The sequence below is a fragment of the Xenorhabdus ehlersii genome, assembly GCF_003610465.1.
GTDB classification, from domain to species: domain Bacteria; phylum Pseudomonadota; class Gammaproteobacteria; order Enterobacterales; family Enterobacteriaceae; genus Xenorhabdus; species Xenorhabdus ehlersii.
This window is the reverse complement of sequence record NZ_RAQI01000002.1, coordinates 433,889-458,378: the sequence shown is the minus strand read 5'-3', so window position 1 is coordinate 458,378 and position 24,490 is coordinate 433,889. Positions and strand designations below refer to the sequence as shown.

General features: G+C 43.3%; 32 protein-coding genes and 6 pseudogenes. 13 read left to right on the top strand and 25 right to left on the bottom strand.

Translation table 11 applies throughout. The annotated features are described in order from the left end of the window. Positions 1-206: 206 nt before the first annotated feature. From BDE27_RS08155 to BDE27_RS08140, 4 genes and pseudogenes are all read right to left on the bottom strand, one after another. Positions 207-401, bottom strand: coding sequence for a helix-turn-helix domain-containing protein (locus BDE27_RS08155; protein WP_051870618.1), 195 nt, complete (start codon positions 399-401; stop codon positions 207-209). 86 nt (positions 402-487) lie between these two features. Next, positions 488-643: pseudogene (locus tag BDE27_RS19410) on the bottom strand (ISNCY family transposase); the annotation flags it as partial. A 476-nt stretch (positions 644-1,119) separates the two neighbouring features. Further along, positions 1,120-1,905 (bottom strand): annotated as a pseudogene (locus tag BDE27_RS08145) (tyrosine-type recombinase/integrase); the annotation flags it as partial. 10 nt (positions 1,906-1,915) lie between these two features. Then, positions 1,916-2,757, bottom strand: a protein-coding gene (locus tag BDE27_RS08140) for an IS5 family transposase (protein ID WP_120211323.1) whose coding sequence is annotated in 2 segments (ribosomal slippage) — positions 1,916-2,415 and positions 2,415-2,757 — 843 coding nt in all. Because the reading frame shifts where the segments join, the coding sequence is not laid out codon by codon here. Positions 2,758-2,858: 101 nt separating this feature from the next. Between BDE27_RS08140 and BDE27_RS19405 the strand changes: the two genes are divergently transcribed. The 7 genes from BDE27_RS19405 to BDE27_RS08110 all read left to right on the top strand — a co-directional run bounded on the left by BDE27_RS19405 (position 2,859) and on the right by BDE27_RS08110 (position 5,507). Then, on the top strand, positions 2,859-3,008 hold the full coding sequence (locus BDE27_RS19405; RefSeq protein ID WP_167450558.1) for a hypothetical protein: 150 nt from the start codon (positions 2,859-2,861) through the stop codon (positions 3,006-3,008). Between the two features lie 70 nt (positions 3,009-3,078). Then, positions 3,079-3,357, top strand: coding sequence for a type II toxin-antitoxin system RelE/ParE family toxin (locus tag BDE27_RS08135; protein WP_099134133.1), 279 nt, complete (start codon positions 3,079-3,081; stop codon positions 3,355-3,357). Next, the gene (locus tag BDE27_RS08130) at positions 3,357-3,644 is read left to right on the top strand and encodes a HigA family addiction module antitoxin (protein WP_099134134.1); all 288 of its coding nucleotides are present in this window, start codon (positions 3,357-3,359) and stop codon (positions 3,642-3,644) included. The genes BDE27_RS08135 and BDE27_RS08130 overlap by 1 nt, the downstream gene beginning before the upstream one ends. A gap of 89 nt (positions 3,645-3,733) precedes the next feature. Then, a complete protein-coding gene (locus BDE27_RS08125) occupies positions 3,734-4,327 on the top strand; it encodes a DUF1367 family protein (RefSeq protein WP_120211336.1) in 594 nt (197 codons plus the stop codon). Positions 4,328-4,343: 16 nt separating this feature from the next. After that, positions 4,344-4,643, top strand: coding sequence for a Ref family recombination enhancement nuclease (locus BDE27_RS08120; RefSeq protein ID WP_099134138.1), 300 nt, complete (start codon positions 4,344-4,346; stop codon positions 4,641-4,643). After that, complete coding sequence (locus tag BDE27_RS08115) at positions 4,631-5,146, top strand: antiterminator Q family protein (RefSeq protein ID WP_099134136.1); 516 nt, start codon at positions 4,631-4,633, stop codon at positions 5,144-5,146. The genes BDE27_RS08120 and BDE27_RS08115 overlap by 13 nt, the downstream gene beginning before the upstream one ends. A gap of 181 nt (positions 5,147-5,327) precedes the next feature. Then, positions 5,328-5,507 (top strand): hypothetical protein, encoded by a 180-nt coding sequence (locus BDE27_RS08110; RefSeq protein WP_099134137.1) that lies wholly within the window; start codon positions 5,328-5,330, stop codon positions 5,505-5,507. Between the two features lie 10 nt (positions 5,508-5,517). On the opposite strand, the gene BDE27_RS19610 is transcribed toward BDE27_RS08110, so the two are convergent. The 6 genes from BDE27_RS19610 to BDE27_RS08090 form a co-directional block, all read right to left on the bottom strand. Then, entirely contained in the window at positions 5,518-5,925 is a 408-nt protein-coding gene (locus tag BDE27_RS19610) for a hypothetical protein (protein WP_208638576.1), read from the bottom strand. After that, a complete protein-coding gene (locus BDE27_RS19605; RefSeq protein WP_208638575.1) occupies positions 5,900-6,130 on the bottom strand; it encodes a hypothetical protein in 231 nt (76 codons plus the stop codon). The genes BDE27_RS19610 and BDE27_RS19605 overlap by 26 nt, the downstream gene beginning before the upstream one ends. A 48-nt stretch (positions 6,131-6,178) precedes the next feature. Next, positions 6,179-6,838: an IS4 family transposase gene (locus BDE27_RS19600; RefSeq protein ID WP_208638574.1), complete on the bottom strand. Its 660-nt coding sequence runs from the start codon at positions 6,836-6,838 to the stop codon at positions 6,179-6,181. A 130-nt stretch (positions 6,839-6,968) separates the two neighbouring features. Further along, positions 6,969-7,325, bottom strand: a complete 357-nt coding sequence (locus tag BDE27_RS08100) for a type II toxin-antitoxin system HicB family antitoxin (protein WP_099133748.1) — start codon at positions 7,323-7,325, stop codon at positions 6,969-6,971. Further along, positions 7,322-7,600: a type II toxin-antitoxin system HicA family toxin gene (locus BDE27_RS08095; protein WP_208638584.1), complete on the bottom strand. Its 279-nt coding sequence runs from the start codon at positions 7,598-7,600 to the stop codon at positions 7,322-7,324. Before BDE27_RS08095 ends, BDE27_RS08100 begins: the two co-directional genes overlap by 4 nt. 126 nt (positions 7,601-7,726) lie before the next feature. Next, complete coding sequence (locus BDE27_RS08090; protein WP_208638573.1) at positions 7,727-7,906, bottom strand: hypothetical protein; 180 nt, start codon at positions 7,904-7,906, stop codon at positions 7,727-7,729. Between the two features lie 99 nt (positions 7,907-8,005). Here BDE27_RS08090 and BDE27_RS08085 point away from each other — a divergent pair. From BDE27_RS08085 to BDE27_RS08075, 3 genes and pseudogenes are all read left to right on the top strand, one after another. Beyond that, positions 8,006-8,773, top strand: a pseudogene (locus tag BDE27_RS08085) (phage antirepressor N-terminal domain-containing protein). A gap of 70 nt (positions 8,774-8,843) precedes the next feature. Further along, complete coding sequence (locus BDE27_RS19895; protein WP_244208725.1) at positions 8,844-9,017, top strand: hypothetical protein; 174 nt, start codon at positions 8,844-8,846, stop codon at positions 9,015-9,017. After that, on the top strand, positions 9,014-9,427 hold the full coding sequence (locus tag BDE27_RS08075; RefSeq protein ID WP_099133747.1) for a type II toxin-antitoxin system death-on-curing family toxin: 414 nt from the start codon (positions 9,014-9,016) through the stop codon (positions 9,425-9,427). The genes BDE27_RS19895 and BDE27_RS08075 overlap by 4 nt, the downstream gene beginning before the upstream one ends. 583 nt (positions 9,428-10,010) lie before the next feature. On the opposite strand, the gene BDE27_RS08070 is transcribed toward BDE27_RS08075, so the two are convergent. From BDE27_RS08070 to BDE27_RS20380, 7 genes and pseudogenes are all read right to left on the bottom strand, one after another. After that, positions 10,011-10,481, bottom strand: coding sequence for a DUF1367 family protein (locus BDE27_RS08070; RefSeq protein ID WP_255430602.1), 471 nt, complete (start codon positions 10,479-10,481; stop codon positions 10,011-10,013). Between the two features lie 93 nt (positions 10,482-10,574). After that, on the bottom strand, positions 10,575-11,198 hold the full coding sequence (locus tag BDE27_RS08065; RefSeq protein ID WP_099133746.1) for a hypothetical protein: 624 nt from the start codon (positions 11,196-11,198) through the stop codon (positions 10,575-10,577). 82 nt (positions 11,199-11,280) lie between these two features. Continuing rightward, the gene (locus BDE27_RS08060; RefSeq protein ID WP_208638572.1) at positions 11,281-11,658 is read right to left on the bottom strand and encodes a hypothetical protein; all 378 of its coding nucleotides are present in this window, start codon (positions 11,656-11,658) and stop codon (positions 11,281-11,283) included. Between the two features lie 454 nt (positions 11,659-12,112). Continuing rightward, on the bottom strand, positions 12,113-12,355 hold the full coding sequence (locus BDE27_RS08055) for an Acb2/Tad1 domain-containing protein (protein WP_099133745.1): 243 nt from the start codon (positions 12,353-12,355) through the stop codon (positions 12,113-12,115). Between the two features lie 42 nt (positions 12,356-12,397). Further along, the gene (locus tag BDE27_RS08050) at positions 12,398-12,895 is read right to left on the bottom strand and encodes a lysis system i-spanin subunit Rz (RefSeq protein WP_244208724.1); all 498 of its coding nucleotides are present in this window, start codon (positions 12,893-12,895) and stop codon (positions 12,398-12,400) included. A 245-nt stretch (positions 12,896-13,140) separates the two neighbouring features. Further along, positions 13,141-13,408: pseudogene (locus tag BDE27_RS20385) on the bottom strand (IS1 family transposase). A gap of 65 nt (positions 13,409-13,473) precedes the next feature. After that, positions 13,474-13,749, bottom strand: a complete 276-nt coding sequence (locus tag BDE27_RS20380) for an IS1-like element transposase (protein ID WP_370588224.1) — start codon at positions 13,747-13,749, stop codon at positions 13,474-13,476. A 228-nt stretch (positions 13,750-13,977) separates the two neighbouring features. Between BDE27_RS20380 and BDE27_RS08040 the strand changes: the two are divergent. After that, a pseudogene (locus tag BDE27_RS08040) lies at positions 13,978-14,061 on the top strand (IS5/IS1182 family transposase); the annotation flags it as partial. Positions 14,062-14,163: 102 nt separating this feature from the next. On the opposite strand, the gene BDE27_RS08035 reads toward BDE27_RS08040, so the two are convergent. After that, entirely contained in the window at positions 14,164-15,207 is a 1,044-nt protein-coding gene (locus BDE27_RS08035) for a hypothetical protein (protein ID WP_099133744.1), read from the bottom strand. 943 nt (positions 15,208-16,150) lie between these two features. Then, positions 16,151-17,503 (bottom strand): molecular chaperone, encoded by a 1,353-nt coding sequence (gene yegD, locus BDE27_RS08030; protein ID WP_099133743.1) that lies wholly within the window; start codon positions 17,501-17,503, stop codon positions 16,151-16,153. Between the two features lie 372 nt (positions 17,504-17,875). Here yegD and BDE27_RS08025 point away from each other — a divergent pair, with 372 nt between their 5' ends. Further along, positions 17,876-19,285, top strand: coding sequence for an aminotransferase-like domain-containing protein (locus BDE27_RS08025; protein ID WP_099133742.1), 1,410 nt, complete (start codon positions 17,876-17,878; stop codon positions 19,283-19,285). A 55-nt stretch (positions 19,286-19,340) separates the two neighbouring features. On the opposite strand, the gene efeB is transcribed toward BDE27_RS08025, so the two are convergent. The 6 genes and pseudogenes from efeB to BDE27_RS19890 all read right to left on the bottom strand — a co-directional run. Beyond that, positions 19,341-20,633, bottom strand: coding sequence for an iron uptake transporter deferrochelatase/peroxidase subunit (gene efeB / locus BDE27_RS08020; RefSeq protein ID WP_099133741.1), 1,293 nt, complete (start codon positions 20,631-20,633; stop codon positions 19,341-19,343). After that, entirely contained in the window at positions 20,630-21,529 is a 900-nt protein-coding gene (locus tag BDE27_RS08015; RefSeq protein ID WP_099133740.1) for an EfeM/EfeO family lipoprotein, read from the bottom strand. Before BDE27_RS08015 ends, efeB begins: the two co-directional genes overlap by 4 nt. After that, complete coding sequence (locus tag BDE27_RS08010; RefSeq protein ID WP_099133739.1) at positions 21,519-22,358, bottom strand: FTR1 family iron permease; 840 nt, start codon at positions 22,356-22,358, stop codon at positions 21,519-21,521. Before BDE27_RS08010 ends, BDE27_RS08015 begins: the two co-directional genes overlap by 11 nt. Positions 22,359-22,380: 22 nt before the next feature. Further along, positions 22,381-22,707, bottom strand: a complete 327-nt coding sequence (locus BDE27_RS08005; protein ID WP_274540010.1) for a cupredoxin domain-containing protein — start codon at positions 22,705-22,707, stop codon at positions 22,381-22,383. Positions 22,708-22,797: 90 nt separating this feature from the next. Further along, entirely contained in the window at positions 22,798-23,352 is a 555-nt protein-coding gene (locus BDE27_RS08000; protein WP_099133737.1) for an iron transporter, read from the bottom strand. A gap of 109 nt (positions 23,353-23,461) precedes the next feature. After that, positions 23,462-23,618, bottom strand: a pseudogene (locus BDE27_RS19890) (IS630 family transposase); the annotation flags it as partial. 291 nt (positions 23,619-23,909) lie between these two features. Between BDE27_RS19890 and BDE27_RS07990 the strand changes: the two are divergent. Further along, positions 23,910-24,479: a HutD/Ves family protein gene (locus tag BDE27_RS07990; RefSeq protein ID WP_099133736.1), complete on the top strand. Its 570-nt coding sequence runs from the start codon at positions 23,910-23,912 to the stop codon at positions 24,477-24,479. The last annotated feature ends 11 nt before the right edge of the window (positions 24,480-24,490 follow it).

Sequence of the window (24,490 nt, the reverse complement as noted above, 5' to 3'; positions counted from 1 at the left end):
TTGTCGTTTCAGTATACCTGCTCCCAGCTTAATGACTCAATCGAAGATCATCACAATACGTTAGCAAGTGATGATCTTGCTTTCTCAACTCGCAGCACACTGGTATTCATTTGTTCCCGTAGCCAGATGGGGATTTTCCAGTGAAAAAGCAATGACCTGTTCTTCTATATTCACGGGCAGTCCGATTTTTATGATATAATGCCGGATTAACGGTGAGTGTGTTTGAGTGCTTCCGGTTCTTTTTCTCTGAAAAATTTACGGTAACGATAGAACATGTCGTGGGAACAGCCACTCTGTCGGGTGGCTTCAGCGATATTGTCCAGTGTGCCTGCTAATGCCAGCGCATCCAACTTTCTCTGAATTTTCAGATCATACAACGAAGGTTTTGTCGGCTCAATCACTTCAGAGACACATAATTGTCGGCCTGCAAAGTAGGCCGTAAAACGTCCCTCACAGTACTTTCAGATCTCGATTTTCTGGTTGGCTATCGAATACCCACTTGTTGATATTGTTGAAGATAATGTTCTACCGTCCGGCGGGATTTACTGAGCAGCTTTGACGCATTAATAATGCTGATTTTTCCTTGTGCCACCTTGGCAATTACATCCACGGTGAGCTGGGCTTTAGAGTCCATCATAACCATTCTCTATCACCGCATTCATCAAGGAAAAACGAGTCGTGGCCGCACACCAATAGAGACATTATTGGAAGGAAAAACAATTTGGGCTGAAAAAAATCTGACCCGAATTTAATCTGACAGGCCCTGAATCAAAGTGGATGACTGTCAGAACAAGTATGAACTACTACACTTTATATCTATAATCTCTTTATGTGCTCTTTACCTCTTAGGGAAAAACCAACATTAATGATAAAAATCAATAAAATAGAAAGATAAAGAAACTAAACATTTCAGGGGCACAAAAAGGGGCATAAAATCAATATATAAAAATAAATTAAATATATTCAAGTAATTAAATGCAATTACTAGTCCCGCCCTGGCACCATATAAAAACTTGCTGTTAAACAGTAAGTTAGCGTTAAAGAAAGCCACCTCTTTAGGTGGCTTTTTTCATGACGCAAATCACATTCCTAATAAATTCCTAATATCTTTTCCTAATATCATTCTGCGTGTTGACCGCCAACAACCGGAACTACTTCAATTTTTCTGTTGTATCTTGCTGTCTGGGTAATATTTTTATGACCGGAAATCACTTGCTTCTCAGCCAGCGTCCCGTCCAGATCTGAAATCCCTTTTGCCTTTAGATCATGAAATGTGAAGTTAAAATCCAGCTCTGGAAATGTTTCTTTCGCGATATTTTTCGCTTTTTTCCAGCGGCTGTTAAAACCGTCACGGGTATATTTATGGCCCGTGGCCTGACAAATGACATACAGGCTGACAATACCTGGGTCAGTAATTAATGTATCACTGAGCTTTACTGCATCCTCTAAGCGTTTCGTCCAGGCCTTAATTTGTTTTTTTCCGGTTTTACCCTGGCGAATAAAGATCCCGTTTTCCATGAGCTGTGCGTGGGTGAGTGACAAAACATCAGCTTGTCGCGCACAGCATAAATACGCCAGTTCCATCGCCATTTTAACGATAGTCGGAGCGATGGAATAAAGGGCATGATATTCAGCATCGGTAATATACCGTTCCCGTGCTTTCTCCTTGTATTGCTGAACGCCTTTACACGGATTGCTTTTGACCATCCCACGCTCATATCCCCACTTATAGACACGGGACAAGAAAGTTTTTTCACGGTTGGCCTGTGTTCTGCTTGTCAGGCCGCGTTTGTCCATATATTTTCTGATGTGTTCAGGTTTCACTCTGTCCGGTGCCATTTTCCCGAAGACCGGGATCAGCTTGTTGGCATATTTCCGATAGTCTTTTTTGGTGTCTGTGGCTAGGCTGCGTCCCTTAATTAGATAACCGCCTGTAAAAGAGTCGAATACAGCCTAATTTCACCATGGACAAATAGTTTCGTGCGGTTTTTTCGTAACGGGTTGCAATACGCCGATTTCCTTTCAGAAAACCGAAACAGCGTTCGACAACATTGCGGTCACGATAAGCCTGTTCATCAAATTGCGTACGACCATCAGCACTGCCTTTTTCATTGATTTTATAAGGAATAACGCTTTTGATCCTCAATTTACGCAGATAACCGCGGAGCTTTCTACTCGAATACCCTTTGTCTGCCAGCACGGCTTTGCCACGTCGTTTCATGAAACCATTTTTGCGTTGTATACCAATGCCGTCGAGCAAAGGGATGGCGGATTGACTTTCATGAGCTTGCCCAGCGGTCAACATCAGGTTGAGGGGAAAACCCTTTCCGTCGGTTGCCAGGTGGATTTTGGTGCCATAACCACCGCGTGAGCGACCCAGCGCATGATCGTCAGTGATATCGGGATGTTTTTTTTCGCGCCTGCGGCATCTTTACTCGCGCGAATATTGCTGCCATCCAGGCAAATTTCAGCCCAGTCAATCAAGCCTTTTTCATCCAGAATGGACAGTAACCGATTAAATATCTTGTTGATAATGCCCGATTTTGACCAGCGATTAAATCGGTTATAGACCGTTTTCCAAGGGCCATAGCGTTCAGGTAAATCACGCCACGGTGCCCCGGAGCACAAGACCCAGAACATCCCATTCATCACACGGCGGTGTTCAACATGTGGACGTCCTGCTCGCTCTGAATGGACCGGGGGCAAACAAGGTTCTATCACTATCCATGCGTCATCAGGAATGTCGTAGCGTGCCATCATCTTTTTCCCATATTGAAAACAGTTTAGATGAGAATACTATCAATTTACATTAAGGGACACAGCCTAGATCCTGAAACGTGGCTGAAGCCAGGAATTGTTTGATTAATTCTGACACAGTGTTTGCCAAACTACAGCATCAATGTTGTGAAAAGTGCGGTGAATCGCTACCCGTGACGGAATGCTGTTTTTCAGGTGAAGCGGCCTGCTGGAATACATGGGGCTGGCATGAACTGAAATTAACGTTATAAAGCAGTGTTGCGTATTACGCGGCATATTATATAATGCGTAGTGCGCAACACCCTAAAGGCATAAGATGACATGATAAAAAGTTTTAAGCATAAAGGGTTAAAGAAATTCTTTGAGACTGGCTCTACGGCAGGTATTGATGCTAAACAGGTAAAGAAGATCAGTTTGCGTTTAAGTGTTCTCGACTTAGCAAAAGAAGTAAAAGATATCGATGTCCCCGGTTTCTTTTTACATCCATTGACCGGGGATAAAAAAGGGCTGTGGTCAATCACGGTAACCGGGAACTGGCGCATCACCTTTGAATTCATTGAGGGTGATGTGTATGTCGTCAACTATGAGGATTATCACTGATGAGCACAATGTACAATCCGCCCCATCCGGGCGAGCTGATAAAGGAAACGATGGAAACCTTGAATCTCAGCGCCAGAGCGTTGGCGAAAGCACTGGATGTTGCGCCGTCTACGGTACAACGGCTAATTAGCTGTCAGTCCGATGTTTCTCCTGAAATGGCAGTACGCCTTTCAATGGTGATCGGCAGTGCGCCGCATGTGTGGCTGGGCATGCAGAATGCCTATGATATCTGGCATATCAAGCAAAGTCTGGATACTTCCCGCTTACAGAAATTGTCGGTAGCATAACGGATTATAACCCGCTAAAATCATCTCCATCGGTCTGAACATCTGAACCTAAACATATGCTGCTGTGCCATTACCTTAAGGGATCAAGAATGGCGCAGCATAGTTTTATCAAAATTTCCGACGACACTCTGAGACCGGCTACTCCGGCCGCCAGAGAATACCTGCATTCGAAAATCAAATGCGGCGATGTGCTGCAGGCTGATTTTAAGAAAGCCCGTAACCCCCGTTTCCACCGCAAATACTTTGCCCTGCTGAATCTCGGTTTTGAATACTGGGAACCCACCGGCGGCACGATTTCCCCCGAAGAAAAAGCCATTGTACGCGGTTACGTACAATTTCTGGCTCACTTCGCTGGCAGTGAAGGTGCCTTACAATCTGCGGCTGATGAATACCTTGCTGGCTTATCCAAAAATCGTGCTCACAATATTACGGCCACTAAATCCTTTGATGCTTTCAGACGCTGGGTGACGGTGGAATCTGGTCATTATGATACCTATGAAATGCCAGATGGCTGCGTGTACCGAGAACCCCGCTCGGTCAGTTTTGCCAAAATGGACGAGCTGGAATTTCAGGCTCTCTATCAATCCACCCTGAACGTGCTGTGGAATTTCATCTTGTACCGCAATTTCCCGACCAGAGATGCTGCTGAAAATGCGGCGGCTCAGTTGTTTGATTTTGCGTAAGGGAGAGGCAAGACCAATGACCAACAGTGAAAAACAGTGGCTGTCAGATGTGGCCTCGCTCGGTTGTATTGCCTGCCGAAATCTGGGACTGGGTTCCTCTCCGGCTGAAATTCATCATGTGCGAACCGGGCAGGGCATGGCACAACGTGCCGATCACTTCTCCGTTCTGCCGTTATGTCCTCGCCATCATCGGGCGTGTTATCTGAGTGGATTCCATGCTGCACCGAAAACATGGCAGGCGTTCCACGGAACAGAAATTGAGTTATTAGCCCAGGTTAAAAGGGAAGTAGAAGAGGTACGGTTATGTCGGAGTTGAGATTTTTGACGGATGGGCTGGAATTGACCACATCACAGGCGATCTGGTTACAGGAATGGTTAGCAAAATTTGGTGCGTGGATTTACTCCGGCAGATTGGATAAGCGTCAAAGTAGCGTGATTGCGGAATTTATGGCACGAGTAGAGCCTCGAGATTATCCAGAACGCCCGATATGCAATGACGACGAAGGCATGCTAATCGCCAGAGTGGTTGATCATATCTACCATCTTGACCGGGTAGCCTTTGCCATATTGTTAAGCCGGTATGTCTTTAATCGTTCAGATAGAGCCATTGCCCGCTATTACCATGCCATCGTTAAACCGAGAAAAATGGTACGTCGTAGCGGTCAACTGGTTTTACGGAAACCTTCTCTGTCAACCTGCCGCCGTGAAGTTGAGGAAATATTAAAAGCCACGGAATATTTGCTTTACCAACCGCTGCAAGGTGCCTTTTCGTGTCGGGAACAGGGAAGAAAAGCAAAAATCTTGTCGCGAATGTGTTGACATCCTTGAGCCATTGAGCCACTATTTCAGTATATGTTGCGCTATTTGTAACCGTGACAAACAAGCCTCGCCAAGCGCGAGGTTTTTTTATGCCTGAAATAAACATAAGACTTGCTGTTGTGCTTGGTCAGAGTTACATGTGTGTTCACGCCGACTAATTGACCAGAAGGTTAAAATTATCATGCTAAAACATGAAGATATGACAACAATAGCCGCCTGTGTTCTGGAAACAGTACCTCTGTATGATTGGGCCTCTGTTTCCGATATTTCCACTCTGACGGGGCTATCCGCGCCACGTTGCCAATTACTGTTAACTCAATTTTGCCTGGCTGGATTGATGGAAAGCCGGGACAACGACTAATACCGCTCGCTTAAGCGTGAGCGGTTCTCTTTTTATAAGGGTAACGTGATGTTTTGCAGAGTATTTGCCGTGGGACGGATGGGCGTTTTTGCTTCGGCGGTAAGATCAGTCTCTTGCCATTCTCCCTGAGCGCTTTTAATTTTTGTGGGATCGTACCGGGGCTACGTCCCGAACACCATAAAAACTCATCCTGTATCAGCCGTAACGCATTGATAAAGCTTATCCGAAGCGGTTCAACACGATAGACTTTTGCCATCCGGCTCATTTCCAGCCGAACCACGTTATAGGCAATCAAGATGCCCCATAATTCCTGATAAATACCGGCCCGTGTCTGGCTCCTCAGGATGGCGGTGTTATTGAGTAGCCTTTGTTTCAGTTCACCATAACCGGTTTCAATCCCAACGTTCCCAGTACACACCCAGGATAGCGTTGAGCGGATAGGTTACCGGGCATTCCATTGAAGTGATAAACCCTTTAATTTCACCTTTCGGATCCGGAATTAAGATAAGACGTGCCCGCCAGGTTTTTCCAAGGTGAGGATGGGCTTGTTGGGCCTGGGGAGAAACCGGCATCTCGATCAATTTATCATAAGGGCTGTATTCCTCAACAATGTCATAACGCATCTTGCTTTTTATCGGCGTCAGCCAATGGGTATTTTTGCCGGCTCCCCGTCACGATTGAAATAATTCCGCAGAGAGAAAACCCCGGTCAAACAACGTCAGCGTATTTTCGGGCGCAGAACCAACCAATTGTTGGGCGTAGCTCATTTCACTTTGGGTGATGGGGCCAAACGCCACATCAGAGATAAGGTGTGTTCGTGCGGACATCAGCGTCAGCGCTAACACGGAAGGAAAGGTGGCTTTACCGGAGGCATAACCCAATTGTTGGTTATCGCCTGTTTCAGGCACCTTAAACTGGGTGCCATCCACACATAAAATTTTCAGGCCACACACAGAATACGTTGTGTCCTCTTTTTCCCATTCGGTGGCGGTGGTATGAAAAAGAAGCCGCAAGGGTTCAACACCAATGCGGTGTCTGGCTTTTGAGATACGGCTTGACGCTAATGATGGCAGTTCCCCCTTGGCGTCAGGAAAAGCCAGGTCTAATTTGTCACACACATCATTGATAGAACGGTTTCTCATGAGCCCAATGCCCAGCACTAGCCACACGGCTTGTTCGGCGGGAAATCGACGTTTTCGCACCGTGGCTCGGCCGGTTTCTTTAACCGCTTTAGTCACCCATGCCATCGGAATGTTTTGGCTAAAGGCATCCAGAGATTCGGGGTAATTAAATTCCGCAGTAGCTTGGAGTTCACGAGAAAATTCAGACATAAAAATCGGCCTCAAACAATCAGTTGAGGACGATTATGACTTATCTTGATTTGCTTAAGCGAGCGGTATTACGCATTAAAACGGGTTTAATGATAGCTTCGTGACAGGTCACGCAATAATAACGGCGATTTTAGCCATTTCTTAGACGTTCATCCAACGTGTCTAGAATGAACGCGTTAACCGAAATATGGTGCTCACTGGCCGCCTGATTTAAACGTTCGCCAAATGATTCAGGATAACGCAGGGTAAATGTTTTGGTTTTCTCACGATGCTGATAGGGTTCAATATCAGCCGCGCGGCAATCGTCCAGATATTCATTCAATGACAGTTTGCCTTCGGCGTGCAATCCCGCGATACTGTCCGCCACAAAATCACAATAGCCTGACAAGCCTAAAAACTTTCCCCGAAACATGCCAATTTCAGGCACATAGCTGATAACCGCCGACAATCCGGCTATTTCCATCACATTGGTGTGTTGTTTACTCATAATGGTGTCACTCCGATACTTTCCAACCATTCCCGCAAGCCAGCGACAGCGCCTTTATCTGTCTCTGGCGACGGGTGGGGACGATGAAAATTGGCAATACTCCCGTTTAACAAAAACTTACAGCGCGAACCCCGGCCTTCCTTTATTTCACCACCTAGTGCCTTGATTAAGGATTCAATATCTGACCACTTAATTCCTGAAGATACAGGCGTTCTGAAGATCTGTTCCAATGTGCGTTGCTGCCACGTTCGGAGCGCTGAAACTTGTTTGTTCATATGCCAATACACCGTGACTTCAAATATTGAAGTCATATTAGCGTTGATAAAAATGAAGTCAAGCAATGAAGTCATTAAAAAACCCGCAAAGCGGGTCCCATGATAGTAATGTGACATGTCACACAATTACAATTTTAACGCATGCCAGCCTAAGGTATTCCAGCACGCGGCTTCACCAGAGAAGCAACATTCCGTCACCGGAAGTGCATCACCACATTTTCCACATTGCTGTGCTGCCAGTGTTTCTATTTTTTGACGTAACGCCGCATCATCTTTGCGGATCAATAAGGTCAGGTATTCAACCATACCCAACAAAACACCCAAATGATAAAATCTTGTTGTGACATAGCCTTTTGTTCCTTTATTTCTCTTTGTTTGTCAACTTAAAGTTATAAAGGAGCGGCTATGTCATTTCAACTCACCATAAAAGTCGAGCATCGCGTTAACGTTCCATTTTATGGCACCGATCTATATGTCGTTAATTATAACGGCGAGCCATATGTGCCAATGAAGCAGATTGTCGATGGCATGGGGCTAGCTTGGCAATCGCAGTTAGAGAAGTTAAAAACTCGCTTTTCAAAAGGTATCACGGAAATCGTTATACCTACAAAAGGTGGTTAACAATCAATGGCTTGACTCGCCATCCGCAAACTTGCTGGCTGGTTAGCAACAATCAGCCCCAATAAAGTTAAAGTGTCAATCCGTGAGAAAGTAATCCGCTATCAGGAAGAGTGCGACGATGTGCTTTATGAGTACTGGACGACTGGCGAAGTTAAGGCGAAGGGAACCACAACCCAAGACCGCACCCCTCTTTGTGGACTGGTTAATACTCTGATGGGTAAGTATGGAGTCAGTAATAAAAAGCTATTCCAGATGGTTCATCATGAGTTCGGGGTAGGTCATATAAATGAGCTAACCCATGACCAACTCCCATCTGCGATAGAATATCTGGCAACTAAGGCGATTGAAGGCGAATTTCTTGGCCGGGAAGAATTGCCAAAGCTAGAAATACACATGGATCTCTCAATTGAACTCAGGAACGTTAATGCATTGCATAAGAACTTAGCGCACTTAAAGAATGCATGGGACAAACTAAATCCACACCTGTTTGTGCTAACACCTGATATAGCACATGCGTTTAATGGGGCAAAGCCAAGGATGGCTTGTAACTAGCTCTGCATTATATACATTGACTGTCTTATTGGTGCTGCTAATCTGTACACATACAGAAAAAGAGGTGTATATGGAAAAAGCTAACGACATACAAAAAATAACGAGACAGGCTGATAATTCAAAGCATGAGCCTACTGATGCAACTAACTCTATTGATGATGCTCGTTCCGAAGCGTTCAGGAAAGCCTTGCTGCATACTCAAACTAAATATGCAGATATTATAAAGGCATTGGAAGATAAATAATGGATATTCAATTTCTCTCAACAGAAGAACTTATTGAAATTCAGAGAAAAACACTTCCGAATGGCGGCGAGCCTGATGTTAATAAACTTGAGGGTGCTTTATTTCGTGTCCAGACATTGAGAGATTATGAAGGGTGCGAAGATGTTTTTAAATTTGCAGCTATGTACTTGATAGCGATAGCTAAATCACACGCTTTCAATGATGCAAACAAACGAACAGCTTTTCAGGCAACGAGCATCTTCTTAATACTTAATGGATTTGAACTCAATGCGTCATTTGAGCTGGTAAAACTGACAATATTGGCAGCTATTGGTGAGGCTGATTGCGACAATACCGCTTTTGCGCTAAAGATTTTGTCTAACTACCGGAATGACCTTTTGGAAGAGGCTGTTACTGGCTATGGGATATAATCAGTAATCACAACCGTTAATATTCACTATGAGAAAAACAATCCATTCAGAACTCACGATTAAGCGGCGGCATAATCATGCGGTCGCGCAACAATTGGGTGAGTTTATTTATGAAGAAAAGCCTCGCTGTTAAACGGCATCACATGTACCGCTTAAAGGTAAAACGCGGTAGGTATAATAATGCTGGTGGTCAACCTGATAAAACATCAGCAGAGATATGTTACAGAACACCTTGCCTATGCTCTTGCTGGATGTGTGCAAACCATCGCGATGTATTTGGTATGAGTATCAAGGAAATTCGGGATAGAGCTAAATATACTGATTACCCCCAAGTCACGGATGGCTTTAAATGAAATTTATGACAGGCGATTAATTAATCAAATAGTAAAAAGAAAATACCCGCTGTAGTGTGTGCTAGACAAAATAAAGAGGAGGATCGATTCATGAATCAATATATTGTTACCTATAGCGGCCTTGGTAGTGACAACTCAGTTCTGGTTAACTCGCAGATTGCTTTAGGTTTTGATTGGAGTACGGGTGGGGTTAGTGATTTTTTAATTGCGGTGGAGAATGAGGCGCTCACTCAAGCCACGGGATTTAATAGCTCTGTAGCAAGAATCGCTATTGTTAGAATATATACTCTGCAATAAATAACCCCCCATGAATTCAAGGCTACGCATTGCGTAGCCTTTTCCATACATGCCACCCACTTCATAATGTTGTGAGCACGATTTTTGGATAAACCCGTAAGGTATTCATCAGCGGCGGATTGCAAGGCATCTTCACTACCCGCGAAGTGAGCCAGAAATTGTACGTAACCGCGTACAATAGCCTTTTCTTCGGGAGAAATCGTGCCACCGGTGGGTTCCCAATATTCAAAACCGAGATTCAGCAGGGCAAAGTATTTACGGTGGAAACGGGGATTGCGGGCTTTCTTAAAATCAGCCTGCAACACATCGCCGCATTTGATTTTCAAATGCAGGTATTCTCTGGTCGCTGGAGTAGCTGGCCGTAGGGTGTCGGCGGAAATTTTGATAAAACTATGCTGCGCCATTCTTGTTCCCTTAAGGTAATGGCACAGCAGCATAAGTTTAGGTTCGGATGTTCAGGCCGATGGTATTATTTTAGCGAGTTACAATCCGTTATGCTACCGCCTATTTTCTCTTGGTACTCGTTGACTAACAAACGCATCAAATTCGCTGTCTGAATCTGATTGCTGCGTTTGAGGGTCATACCATCTATACAGCCCATAGCCAGGATCATGTCGCAATTGTCTATCCCTCTCTTCTGGGAAATATTGACTATCTCTATCTGGCTTATCAATAAGGTAACGAGTTATATGAAGATTTGGACGTAAGCTAGCGGTTGAGCTCATTCTCGTCCCTCCTAAACAACCTTTAACAGGCATATGGAGATGATTAGCTAATAACTGAGCAAGCCCATTTGTACCAGAGTAACAAGCTATTATTCTGATACTCTGAATATTTTGTCCTTTGTTTTTTAGTCCAGTAACTAATTTATGAACTGTGCTACAAAATTTCACTTGATTCATTCCATGGGCCTGCAACATTGTTCCCCAAAATAATATTGAAGAACCAGGGGGAGATGAGTGTCCCACAATATTGAGCCTATATTTGGGTTTGTATTTCGGTTCGTCTAAAAAACAATAAAACTTACCCTCATCATAAGTGTGCCATTGAACTGTTTTCTGTATTAATTCATCACTAGCCATCGCCATGACATTAGATACTGTGTGCCGATATTGTCCCATAACTCCCCCTACATTAAATTCGGCTTTTAATATATGTGACAGAGACAATCTGTAAATGCAACGATACGCCAGAAATAACACTTTATAGCGTTAATTTCAGTTCATGCCAGCCCCATGTATTCCAACACGCGACCTCACCTGAAAAACAGCATTCCGTCACGGGTAAAGATTCACCGCATTTTTCACAACATTGTTGCTGTAACTCAACCATTTGTTTTTTTAATGAACGGTCATCTATTCGGATTAGCATTGTGAGATACTCATTCACGTCGTAAGGTTCTCTACCCGGTCTACGCAATGCACAATTGCGTTTGAGCATCTCCAATTCTTGGGTACCTCGAGGGTTCATTTCTATAGGGTTAGGTTCGGTGTAATTAAAAGGCGCTTTCGGTGCGCCTCGGAAATAAAAATGCCACCATCCCGTGTGCGTTGGGTACGCAGTGGGAACGGGTGGCGGCATGAGTTATTCCTGTAGCCACTCAGGGAGTGGACACAGAAATATTGGTTTTAGTTTCAAGCGTTAATCAATTGTTAAATATTATTCGCTTATTATTGGGTGGAAATAAGTTTATTAGGTTAATTGGTCTTTGTTGTAGTCAGTAAGATAAGGTGAATAAAATGAAAAAATATCTTCTTCTTTACCTGTTGGCGGGTTCGGCTCTTTTTGCTTCAATGCTAACTTATGCTAACACTCCCAGTGCATTATCGCATGGTATTGTATGCGTTCTAACACCTACAGGGGAGCACTGTGTAATGCCTTTTCCACCGCCGCCTCCCTTTATTCCACCAATAAATTAACCAAATTGAACATATTGATAAATCGAGTAGGACGGCAAAATTCCCGCCGTCCTCTCGTAATGACACTGCATTTAGTCCCGCCACTTCAGCATCATTTGCTATGAGGTGGTAGTTGGTCAGAATGTTGTTGGCTGAGCCACTGCACGAACCCAGCACATAATCCCTTTTTGTAGATCAGTGCGGCCTTCGTTCAGCCAACGCATGTCAATTTGGTGATTGCCCGTTTGTGCATTTGTGATGACAAGATAGTCATAAAGCGTATCCAGATCCTCCCCAAGCGCCTTAATCTTGTTCATGCAATCAATTTCATCTTGGGTTAATTCACGGTAGCCAGTGATTTTACGGTGTTGGTTTTCCATTGTTTCCTCTGCATTCAGCCTTAACATATTCCTGCAAATATCTCAGTTTTGCCCGGTCGTTGATGATGCCTTCTCGAATATCGAGAACAGTTGATCCAGTTTCTCCAGTGAGTTCGACGGGGTTCCATCGACCACGCCGCCGGCGGTAACGGTTTCAGACACGGAGGGACAGACGGCCTTGATGCGCAGCTTGCGACGGCCAGCGGCAACATCAGCCTGAAGAGTGTCAATTTCAGCCTTGGCATGGACGAGTTCCTGAGTGTGAGTCTTGTCTAGTTCTGCGAGGCGCTGGATGCGTTCTTGTTGGGTGGTGATAATGGCGTTTTTCTCTGATAGCTTAGTTGTCAGTGCCTCATTCTCTCCAGAGAGTCGCCCATTATTCCGTAAGGCATAAACAGGATTTCCCCTGACCGTATTAGCAATGGGGACATTGGTCTCCAACAACCGTTTTCTGACTGTGCCGCAGTTTAAGCCAAACGCCTCAGCAATCTTGGCAACACTCCAGTTGTAGGCGTCCTCCAGATTACTGACGTTAGACATCGACACCTCATACTGTCAGGTAATTACGTGATTTTTATATTTTAATCAAATAGATAAAAGACATCGAGGTGACAGCTCTCTCAGAAATTTGTCACCTCAAAGCCTTTATTCTTTGTGAATATCAATGTGTTAACTGACCTGCTGCTGACAGCATGGAAATCGGAAAACGAGCCGTTTCCCGCGAGTGCGCCGCCCCGTGGTAAGGGCACCCTCTGAGGGGTCATGACTCCAATAGTTAGATCACCCTATAAAGAAGAGTATTCACGTTCGATGAAACGCCCTATCACCTTGTCGTGTATCTCCTTTGATTTGGAATAGCCCATCGTCCTTCGATTCAGTCTTTTTAAACGGGTACGGAATATCAAATTAGTTCTTTCTATACGTTGGGTATAATGTTTTCCAACAATATGTTTTTCTTCAGGAAGTTCGATCACCAAAAACATGCGCCACAACTCGCTTGAGGCGAGGTTCCCAAGCATACCAGAGCCAGCGTTGATTTTTCTTACTACTCACAAATGACCATTGTTCATCAACGTCACAAATAAGTTGGATTTCATTTCCCTCAAGGGGAAGGCGGGTCACATTTTTCGGGGTGAGTTTTTTAACGTGCGAATGACGGTGTTAACCCCTATCTTCAGTACACGGGCGGTATCACGGACACCGGCGTTATTCATTGCCATATCAATAATCTGCTCTCTCACACCGGGATGACAGGCTTGATAGGTATAGTTCAGTTGAAAGGTTTTACGGCAGGCATAGCAGTGATAGCGGGGATGACCAGTACGCCCTTTTCCATGCCCTTTGACCTCTTCTGTTTTATGACAGTAACGACAAACCACATCAACTTTAGCCATATCTCCCCCATAATAAAAAGCAGGGAGTTTATCACAATATCTAATCATTGGGAGCATGACCCTCACTTTAATGTACCAATCCGCAAGATCAAAAAAAGATCTTATCTCCCGCCTAGCACCAATACGGGCAAAATACCAATTGGTCAGATCGCAAACAGCATAAAGACAACGTCTTTACCGTTGCCGAAAAAACGCGACCTGTACAAACAGATTGGTAACCAGTTACCAAGATACGATAAATTAGAACGAAATTACGCCAGTATGTTGGCACTGGCGTTTATTATTGTCTGGCTGCCAATGTGGGTAGAATAAATGATGAACACAAAACGTCAACAACCCCTAGGTACTACAGCCATAATTATCCCCAAATTAACGTGTTATCTGATAATCAATAAACTGAGAAATCTTATTATTTCAAGCTGTTCTACGGGTATATTTCCGATTGAGAAAAACAAATTTTGGACACGTTTGATTATTGACATTAGAATTCAGCTCTCTATTTTCCTCGGGGGGAGGTGGATCGTACCTACGCGTGCAAGAAACCATGGCCCGGATCCAACGCCTCTCACCATCGGATAAATGGATCATGTGTCTTGCAAGGTGTTGATATTGTGGTTGATTATAAAGATAAAGTGCTTGCAAAAATTCAAATTGATAATTTTCCATAAGACCTGGCTGTGGCCTATCTTGTAAAGTTTCAAGAGAGGCAACACCCAGTTCATCATTAGTATGCCATCTCTCGCTTGATGGTGGATAAAGCGAAATTGCATTTGTTCTTGTTCTTGGATGAGAAAGCCCTACTGCATGTCCAAATTCATGGAGAATAAGTGTGTAAACGAAATTTTCTAGTAAAACTGTCCTATTGTTGGTTCCAAAGTTAGTTTCTAATTGTTGTAACTCTGCTCTAGTTATTTCATCACTTTGCCTAACATATATTCCAGGCGATGTAATAAAAGAGTAGTGGCTATTAAGATATCTTAATCCTGAATAACCTGCTTCATATGTAATTGCCATAGAACTTTGCATATTAAAATCATCATAAAAATAAGAATTTGGAACTGTTTGTATAATAAAATTTGGAATGCCACCACCTGACGAAAATGGTACTATAGTCAGGCCCTGATCTCCAAGAATTTCATTCCAATATGTTGCTGCTTCATCAACAAGAGGTTGCAAACGAATATCTTCACTCTCACCGCCTTCTATATTAAAACGAATTGTTATTTGTGGATCTATGGTATAACGCATAAAAGGTCCATAATGGTGTACTGCTGAATATGGCCTAGGGATAGTGTGCAGTGTTTCTTCTTCAATGAAGACGCTAACATGATTATAGGCTGGATCAGATGGGTCAAAATTAGAAGGTTGAGGCTGAGCATAGCCATGAATCGTTGCTGTAAGTAGAATAAAACTTAACAGGTTAAATATTCTTAATGGCTTGAAAAAATTCTTATACATATGGTTTCCCTTTTATTTTATATGTAATTAAAGATACATTCTAAAGTAGGATGCTTAATGCACCCATCATTTCAGATCAGACTGAATTTATGGGGCTAAGAATGATATAAATGATATGTATATAAAATCCTCTTTTGTAATCTGAGGAAAAATAAGATTGATTTATGATATAAAATTTAATAAATTATATTTTATATTTGTACATCTCTAAAAATTATGATGCCAATTTGAAAATTTTGAATTGCGGGCAAGACTTGTCAAAAGCTTATCTGAAACAAAACACAAGGTGAAGAAAAAGAAATCACAATAAAATTGTTATTTATAATGTAAAGTTGAATAATTACATGAAAAATTTTTATTTTTTTCTGTCTTAATATCGCTCGTATTGCCGATAAATTGGTAAGCTTAATATCGCTTTCATAATTTTCCTCTTAAAATCCTGACTGCCAAAAAGCCGCTTTAATTTTCTGTCGGCAAAATATTGCAATTGTTGGGCCTGTAAAACCTTTTCGATTTAATATCAATACATTAAGATGATGGACATCGAAGCTCACTTTTAGCGATTACGGCTATCTAAGAGCCACGATACTCCCTCTATTCTATAGAGTCAATTAATGCATAGTGCCAGCTACAATCGGTGGGACTCCTGCTATTAACATAGCGAGGGTTAGTATTAATCCTCCTCCAGCAATAGCATCAACAAAACCAGAAAATATAGCTATAAAGAAGAGAGTGCATTTATTGAAATATCTGTATTATGTAGAATGCTTTCATGTTCCTCGTTTGATTTTCTTTCATACTAACAGATTGTCAAATACAAGGCTGGAAAGTACAGGAGAAGATAAATAGTTTATTAATATTATTTAAATTGGATGAATATGACTGAGAAAAAATTGTCGATAATATTAAGGCAGGCTCAATAATATTGAGCCTGCCTAGCTTATTAAGCAAAACAAATTTTTGCCCAACGTGCCAGACCCGTTGTTACTGAACCGAAATAATTACCTCCAACCAGCGGGATCCCCGGTAATTTTTGTTCAACTGCCTGGCGCAGAATGGGGGAACTGGCTGAGCCACCTGTCATAAAGATCACATCAGGTTGGGTTCCACTTTGTGCCACAGCTTCACTAACCAATTTTGCTATTTTCTCTTTAGTGGCATCGATTGCCGCAATCATCTGATCACGTTGAATATCAACTTCAATTATCTCTGATAATAGATTGAGTTTAACGCGGCACTCAGCTTGCTCTGAAAGAGTAATTTTGGCTTCCTCTGCACTGCGAACGAGGCTGTATCCTAATGTCTCTTGGTGCACTTTCAATAAGCGGGCGAGTTTTTCAGGTTCTTGAGCATCTCTGTGCAAGGATTTTAATGCCGTTAAATTCTGGCGAGAGTAGAACTCTTTTTGGGCCTGTATGTCATTGATGGCAATCGGGTTCCAAAACTGCGTCAGTGGCATGTCAATACCTGAGGTAACTTTGCTGCCTAATCCAAAAGGATGCATGAGTTGTTTAAAAGTGAGATTAATATCTAAATCATTTCCCCCGATACGTTGACCAGTGTGTGCCAGTAAGCTGTCATTACGCTCAGATAGGTCTCGCCAGCTTGGCCCCATTTGAATAACCGAGCAATCTGTTGTTCCGCCGCCAATATCGACGACCAATACAGTTTTATCTTCTGTTAATGTGGCCTCATATTCCAAGCCTGCTGCCACTGGTTCAAATTGGAATTCAATGTTGCGAAAACCTGCCCGTTTTGCTGCATTAAGTAAGATTTTCTCAGCTTGTTGATTCGATTTATCGCCGCCACGTCCATGAAAATTGATTGGGCGGCCAATGACGACGTCTTCGACAGTTTGCTGTTTATTGGTTTCTATTTGTTGTTTGATATTTGCCATCATGGCACAAACCAGATCCTCAAAAAAACTGATTTGAGTATCTCTTAATCCCATTGCACCCAGAAAAGACTTGGGTGATTTAACGTAATAAATATCTTGAGGATCTTCCAAATATCGAGCTAATGCTTTTTGTCCAAATATGAGATCACCTGGCAAAAGTTCAATACCTTCTTCTCGGTTTGCCGTGATCGCGCTACGAAGTAATTGCTCACCTGTTTGATTACTTGGTTTGATATTCCAGTGGCGAAATAAGTGCTCAGAAACTGACTCTCTGGTCGGTGCCGCCAGAGCTGAAGGCATGTAGAAGTTATCATTCTCAATAGCAATTAGCTGTGGCGTATCTCCGATCATCTCTGCTACTGCGCAATTTGATGTGCCATAATCAAAACCGATGAACATAGGTTTCCTCATATTTAATCGTAGAAAATTTTAAAAAGGGCGCAGATGCTATCCTAAATTAGTTCTGAATAATAGATAGGGCAATCATAAAGATTGAAATAATCCATTATTTTTCTCTTAGAATGTATTATGCCAAAACTAGAGAGAAGTATTGTATTAATAATAAATTTATTCTTAACAGTATTGAAAAGATCATTAATTAAAATGCATTGTTTATTATGCAATTTCTGATCGTAGGTATATGGAAATTATCTTTTTCAGGCGGATTTATTGACTCTAATCATAGAGTGATTTTTGTTTCTGAAAATACCAAGTATAATATTGAAAATTTTTCATTTTATACCTATAACAGTTTAGACAAAGGCCAAGCATATGACGCGTTACGAACAATTGGCGGGCATGATCCGCCAACAAATAGAAGACGATATTTGGCAAGTGGGTGATAGGTTACCCTCATTGCGGGAATCGGTGAAATCGTCGGGTTTGAGCTTGATGACGGTGCTACAAGCCTACCAGTTGCTGGAAAGTCAGGGTTGGATCGTGGCGCGTCCACAATCAGGGTATTATGTTGCCACTCGGCTGAAACCCTTTGCGGCGGCAAAAGGAGGGAAGGGACTCAACTTAAGTGAAAATGTGGAGATCAGTGCCTCCATATTTGATGTCTTGCAGGCATGCAAAGATCCGCAAATTATTCCTTTCGGTTCGGCATTTCCCGATCCTTCTTTATTAGTCGAACCCAAATTGTCAAAAATACTGGCTTCAGTCGCCCGCCGTTTCGTGCCACACAGTTCGCTGGCAAATTTGCCTCCAGGTAATGAAAAGTTACGACGTAATCTATCCCGCCGCTATGCTTCCCACGGTATCCATGTTTCTCCTGAGGAAATTGTTATTACTGCCGGGGCAATGGAATCGTTAAGTTTCAGTTTGCAATCCGTTACTTCACCGGGGGATTGGGTGGTGATTGAATCGCCCGCTTTTTATGGGGCGCTGCAAGCGATAGAGCGGTTACGTTTGAAAGCCATAGCCATTAAGACAGATCCTCATACGGGTATTGTTTTGGAAACTTTAGAAGAAGTTGTGAAGAAATATCCAATAAAAGCTTGCTGGCTGATGTCGCGTTTTCAAAACCCACTGTGCAGCACAATGCCCCCTGAAAATAAACAGCGATTGGTAGAGATTTTGAACCAAAACCAAATCGCCCTGATTGAAGATGATGTATATGGTGAATTGTATTTCGAGCAGGAGCCTCCGGCACCGATAAAAGCATGGGATACCGAAAATAATTTCATGCACTGTTCATCATTTTCAAAATGTCTTGCTCCTGGTTATCGGGTAGGTTGGGTTGCCGCAGGTAAACATGCGAAGAAAATTCAGCAATTACAGATGATGAGCACGGTATCCGCCAGCACGCCAACCCAGTTGGCGATTGCGGACTATTTGGCGCAGGGAGGGTATGACAATCATCTGCGTCGATTGAGGCGGCAGTTGGAACAACGGCAAAATCGGATGTTATGGGCAATCAGTGAATACTTTCCCCAATCTGTGAAAGTAAACAGTGCACGTGGTGGTTATTTTCTCTGGCTGGAGTTTGAACCCCCTTTTAATGCCAACCGACTCTATCAACAGGCATTGGCAAAGAATATCAGTATCGCACCAGGTAGCATGTTTTCCACGAGCGCCCAGTTTGATCATGCCTTTCGCTTGAATACGTCATTTGCCTGGAATGAAACTCAGGCTTTGGCAATGAAAGAGTTGGGGAATATGTGCCATATGCTCTTGTAGCGGCCGTACCACAACGCTGGGGAGTGGAAAGATGCCCATGCCTACCTGTCATAAATTAAGTGAGGGCGCGAGCGGCTCGGATCAAACTCTCGCCAAGATAGTCATATGTGGATGATATACCCGGTAAAACCAGATAGTAACCACCGCCGAAAGGTTTAATGTAACGCTCTAAGGGTTCACCATTTAACCGTTTTTGGGTATCAATAAAGCCTTTCTTCAGGTCATTTTGGAATGAAACAAAAATCAGCCCCATATCGAGTTGCCCTGTTGATGTTAACCCAAGAGAGTAACTGTAACTGCGCCGACGTAATTTGGAAACATGTCGTTCGGTTGTTCGAGGTTCCGCTCGACGCATATGGGAGTCAAATAATACCCGATCACCATGTGGATCACGATTAAACTCGGGGTCGTCGTGCTCATGCTGTTTTCCCATCGGCGCACCGCTAGCTTTATGTCGTCCAAAATCATTTTCTTGATCTTCAAGCGGTGTTCTATCCCAAAACTCCAATGCAAATCGGATAAGACGAACGGCTTGATAACTGCCATTTTCTATCCAAGCGGGTTCTTTTTGCGTAATCCAGACGAGGGAGTCCATTAAGTCATCGTCTTTCGCATCGGCATTGCCGGTGCCATCTTTAAATCCAAACAAATTAATGGGCGTTGTTTTGCATTCAATATCACGAGCAGGTAAAAAACCATCTATCTTCCAAAGCGGTGCAACCTTTCCCGATAACTGACGCAAAACGTCACGTAATGCATAAATCACAGTTTCTCGGCTATTGGCGCACAATTGCAGTAAGAGATCACCGCCACACCATGACGCTTCTAAGTGGTCATTTGGGAACTCGGTCATCGCAACAAATTTTTTCGGCTTTAGCGAGGTTAATCCAAAGCGGTTATCAAAGAGCGAATGACCGAGTGAAACCGTTATGGTTAAATCATCCGCCGTTAAATAACGACCAAGGATCCCAGATTCTGCTGGCGGCATACGGTCATTCGTGGTTTTTTCCGCCTGACGGTTTTGCGTTAATCGAGCAATGCATTGCGTTAAGCGCTTAAAAATGTCTTCAACCTCATCAAGGGTGGAAACTGTTAAATTCAGCGACAAAAAAATCGCTTCTTTTTGTTCTGGTGTAATCACGCCTGCCTGATGTTTTCCTAAATAAGGAATGGCGTGTGTGCGGCTGAGGTTGTCACATGTTTTTGTTTCCGGTGTCGCCATTGTCGGTAAACTCAGTGCCCCACTGGATAACAGAACACTGCCTGCTCCCAGCCATTTCAATGTCATACGTTTACTCAGCGAAATCGATTCATTCTCACTGGGGAGCGTGTTTTTTTTGTGTTTCATGGTTCGTTCCGGTATTTATAATACACATCTATCTTCAATGCTGCCCGCAGTCCAGACAACGTTTCCGCTAACTGTGTCAGTTGGGCGTAAAGCGTATGTTTATCCTGAGGAGAGAGTTGCTCATAACGAAAATATTGCTTTTGTGCAGAGCGATAATTTGCCATCACGGAATCAAGCGCATCAAATTGCGTATTGAGCGATGTTACTATTTCAGGGGATAAAAATGGCACCAACCCGTTAACTATCCAGCGAGCACCTTGCAAATTTGCTGCAATATCCGCTAAGTCGCTGCGGCTGTAACGGTTTTCATCACCACCGAGTTTTGTCTCTAAAATAAGCTCGATGCTGTCATCTGCGGATTGCACTAACTTTGCTATCGGAAGCGTTTCCACCGCTACACGTTGTTTTAAATCTTGTACATTATGCAGTAGCGCTTGCGTTGCTGCCAAAGCATCCGATTTATCGTTGGTTGAAAACAGTGCGTATTCAACACGATGAAAACCAATAAATTTTGGATCGCGCTCCTGTTTAAGAAAATAACTGGCATGGGGGTTAATCACACGATCTGCATGACCAAAAACGACAACCACCGCGCGGATCGTCTCATAATCATAATGAGCCTGAATATACGCTTGCTGTGCCGCTTGCCAATTTCCTGCGTTTAATGCACGTTGTAATGTTATCAACTGCGCTTCGATGGCCGCCACTTGTACGCCCATCATTTTCATATAGACCGCAATCATCGGTTGATATTGCGTCGGCGTAGGAATATCCCCTTTGGCAATAACGATTTCATTACCTGTGTTTGGAAGCCCCGCGCGATACTTTTCCGCTTCCGCGCCTAAACTCAATAACAGTAATAGCGAAACAGTCATTCTCAACATATTACGCAGCATGACGACGCCCCTGACGACGGAATAACACAATTACAACGATCCAATAAACGGCAAACGTCAGCACACTTATCCCAATAGGTTGCGCCCGATACCCAAACAGGGTAGCCATAAAATTCCCTATCAACCCTGAGTCATCTAACCAATTGCAGGTATCCCATAATGGATAGATAAGAAAATCATTCTGCTCAATATCGTGTTCTAACAGCACATTGGAAATCTCTTCCACGCCTTTGAGAAGCAATGAACAGGCTAAGAAAAGCAGTATGATACTAGTGATACGGAAAAACCATTTCCACGCAATTTTCTGATAGCTAAGTGAGAACAGATACAATGTCAGTGCGGCTATCACGATGCCTAATACCACTTCCCCCGTAAACGACCACATGGAATCTCGCGTTAGCCCCATCACGACACTGGAGAGAAAAACAACGATTTCACTACCTTCACGGGCAATCGCGATTGCGACGATAACCAATGCGCCCCACCAAGAGTGGTGTTTTGCGCTACGAACCATTTCGTGTTCAATACCCGATTTGAGTGAGGCGCTGTGCTGGCTCATCCAATACACCATTTGTACGATAAGGACACAGGCAAAGAGCGCCATCCCAATCATAAAATAGGTTTGTCCGCTGTCATCGAGCACGTTAAATACGCCGTAAATTAACAGGGCTAAAAAGAGGGATAATGCTCCCCCAAGCGCGACACCGCCCCATAAATAACGGCGTCCTGTCTCAGCATCAGGGTGTTGTTTGATCCACGCATAAATAATGCTGACCACGAGTAGCGCCTCAAAGCTTTCGCGCCATACCACAAAAAGAACTTGTCCCATACCATATCCTGCAACCAAATGATTACTCAGCTATTATCTCACCGGCGGGGTGCGCGAGATGAAAATCATCAAAAAATGTATATTTTCCCGGTTTAAGCGGTGCAATGACCACCACTGAGTTTGCTCCGGGCGCCAAGACTTTTTCTTTACGCAATTGCGTGCTTTCAAATTCAACAGGCTCCGTACCGGTATTGCGAATTTTGATCCGAACGGGCGTTTTCGCAGGCACACTTAATATCGGTGGAGTTAACTCACCGTTATTCATTTCAAGTTCAAGAGTAAATTTTTCAGCCGCAATCGTCATGGGCGCATAAATCAACGACACGACCGAGATGCACAGAGTGAAAATGAACGATTTCAAGATAAACCTCGACGAGAGCGTGACGTCCAATGTCTAATAACAGCGAGCGCTTTATTCTTGCTCGCTGTTTTCAATAACTTAATAACTGCCTTTGCGACCTGTTCCGGCGTAATCGAAGTCCCACGAAACATCAAAGGGTTCAAACCATGCTGCTACACCAGTTTCTTTATCGATATGACGTCCGAATGTAACCTCATCATTCATACTTGGTGGAGAAATACGATATTCCACCCGGTATTTTCCATAACCATTCAGTTTTAAATTTTCACCATAGTGAGGACCATCGCTAGCGACCATTGCCATAAATGTGCCGGATTGTGTTTTTTTCGGCTCATCTAATTTAGTAACCTTATAATCGACTTTCAGGTATGGGATCCAATCCCCTTCGGCAAAACCATTTGGATTCTCTTCGACTGCGTGAATATCCGCTTCCAAATGAATATCGGATTTTTCAGCCGCCAGATGGTGCATTTTATGTTTGCCTTCCATCGACATGGTGATCGGTTGCAAGTAAACCCCTTGAATCTCCATGCCATTTTTGATAACCGGTTTCCCCAGAGGATATTCCAACGCCATAGCCGATGTTGATACCACTCCCAGTAACGTTGCCGCGACACTCATCCCGATACGCATTTTGATACCTCGTTGTTATTGTGCAAATAGTTATTGATAATAATGATAATCATTATCACATTTACTATTCAAGAAAAATTGTTATTTATCCTAGATTTTTTAATGACATGAGTGAATTTTGTGAGAGTGATATGTTTAATAATTCATTGATTTTATGAGTAATAAGTTCAAGTTCCCGGCGTGAGCCAATATAACCAAAATCTTGCGGAGAATGTAAACCACTCAATCCAGTGATTGACAGAAGAGCGTGCCGCAGAGAGGGTTTTAGGACGGCGCTAAAATAAGTGAATACGTTAGGGAGGGTATTATTTGCGATTTGTTTATTTGCTCGAACGATTCCCGGCTCAGATTACTTGGATATTTTTTTCTCACCTCAATGTTGTACAACTTATTAAGGGAGCGTAAACATGCTCTTAAGAGAATGCGGGTAATCAATCACATTTCAACTATCTCAATATTGTCGTAGGGGAAATTATTTGCCAATGTTCCTGTTAACAAGTTGACACTGGTTATCTTTTAGCACTGTAAACAAAATTTAAAAGTGGTGAGGGAGTGGCATGAAAATGAAATGCTTCGATTATGCGACATTGCCAAGAGTACAATGGTCTGGAGGGGAGGGCGAAACCAGGGATATTGTTTGCTGGCCTGTGTCTGATGATTTCGCCTGGCGAGCCTGTTTTACGACTGTCCATCAAAGTGGAATATTAGGGCAATTCCCTGATATTGAATGCTCAATCGTTTTATTAAAAGGAAAGGGAGTCCGCTTGACCAGTCCGGGCTTTTTGGAGCACGAATTGGTGAAAAAGATGACGCCATTTAACTTTTCGGGTGATATTTTGGCCCATGCGGAATTATTGGATGGTCCTGTTCAGTGTTTCAATATCATGACTCGCCGTTCATGTTGGGCTTCTGAGATTTCAGTTATTTCTGATGAACGTTTACTGCCAACATCACACAGTGGTGTACTTTATGTTTTAAAAGGACGTTGGGAAATGACAGGAGCGAATTGTGTCCAGCTTGCTTTTGGTCAAGGCGCATGGTGGTTACCGGATATACGAGAAGGGGTAATTAAGCCGTTGATTGCGGATAGCCAGCTATTGTGGGTTGATTTGCGTCCGATTGGGTGAATAGGATAATC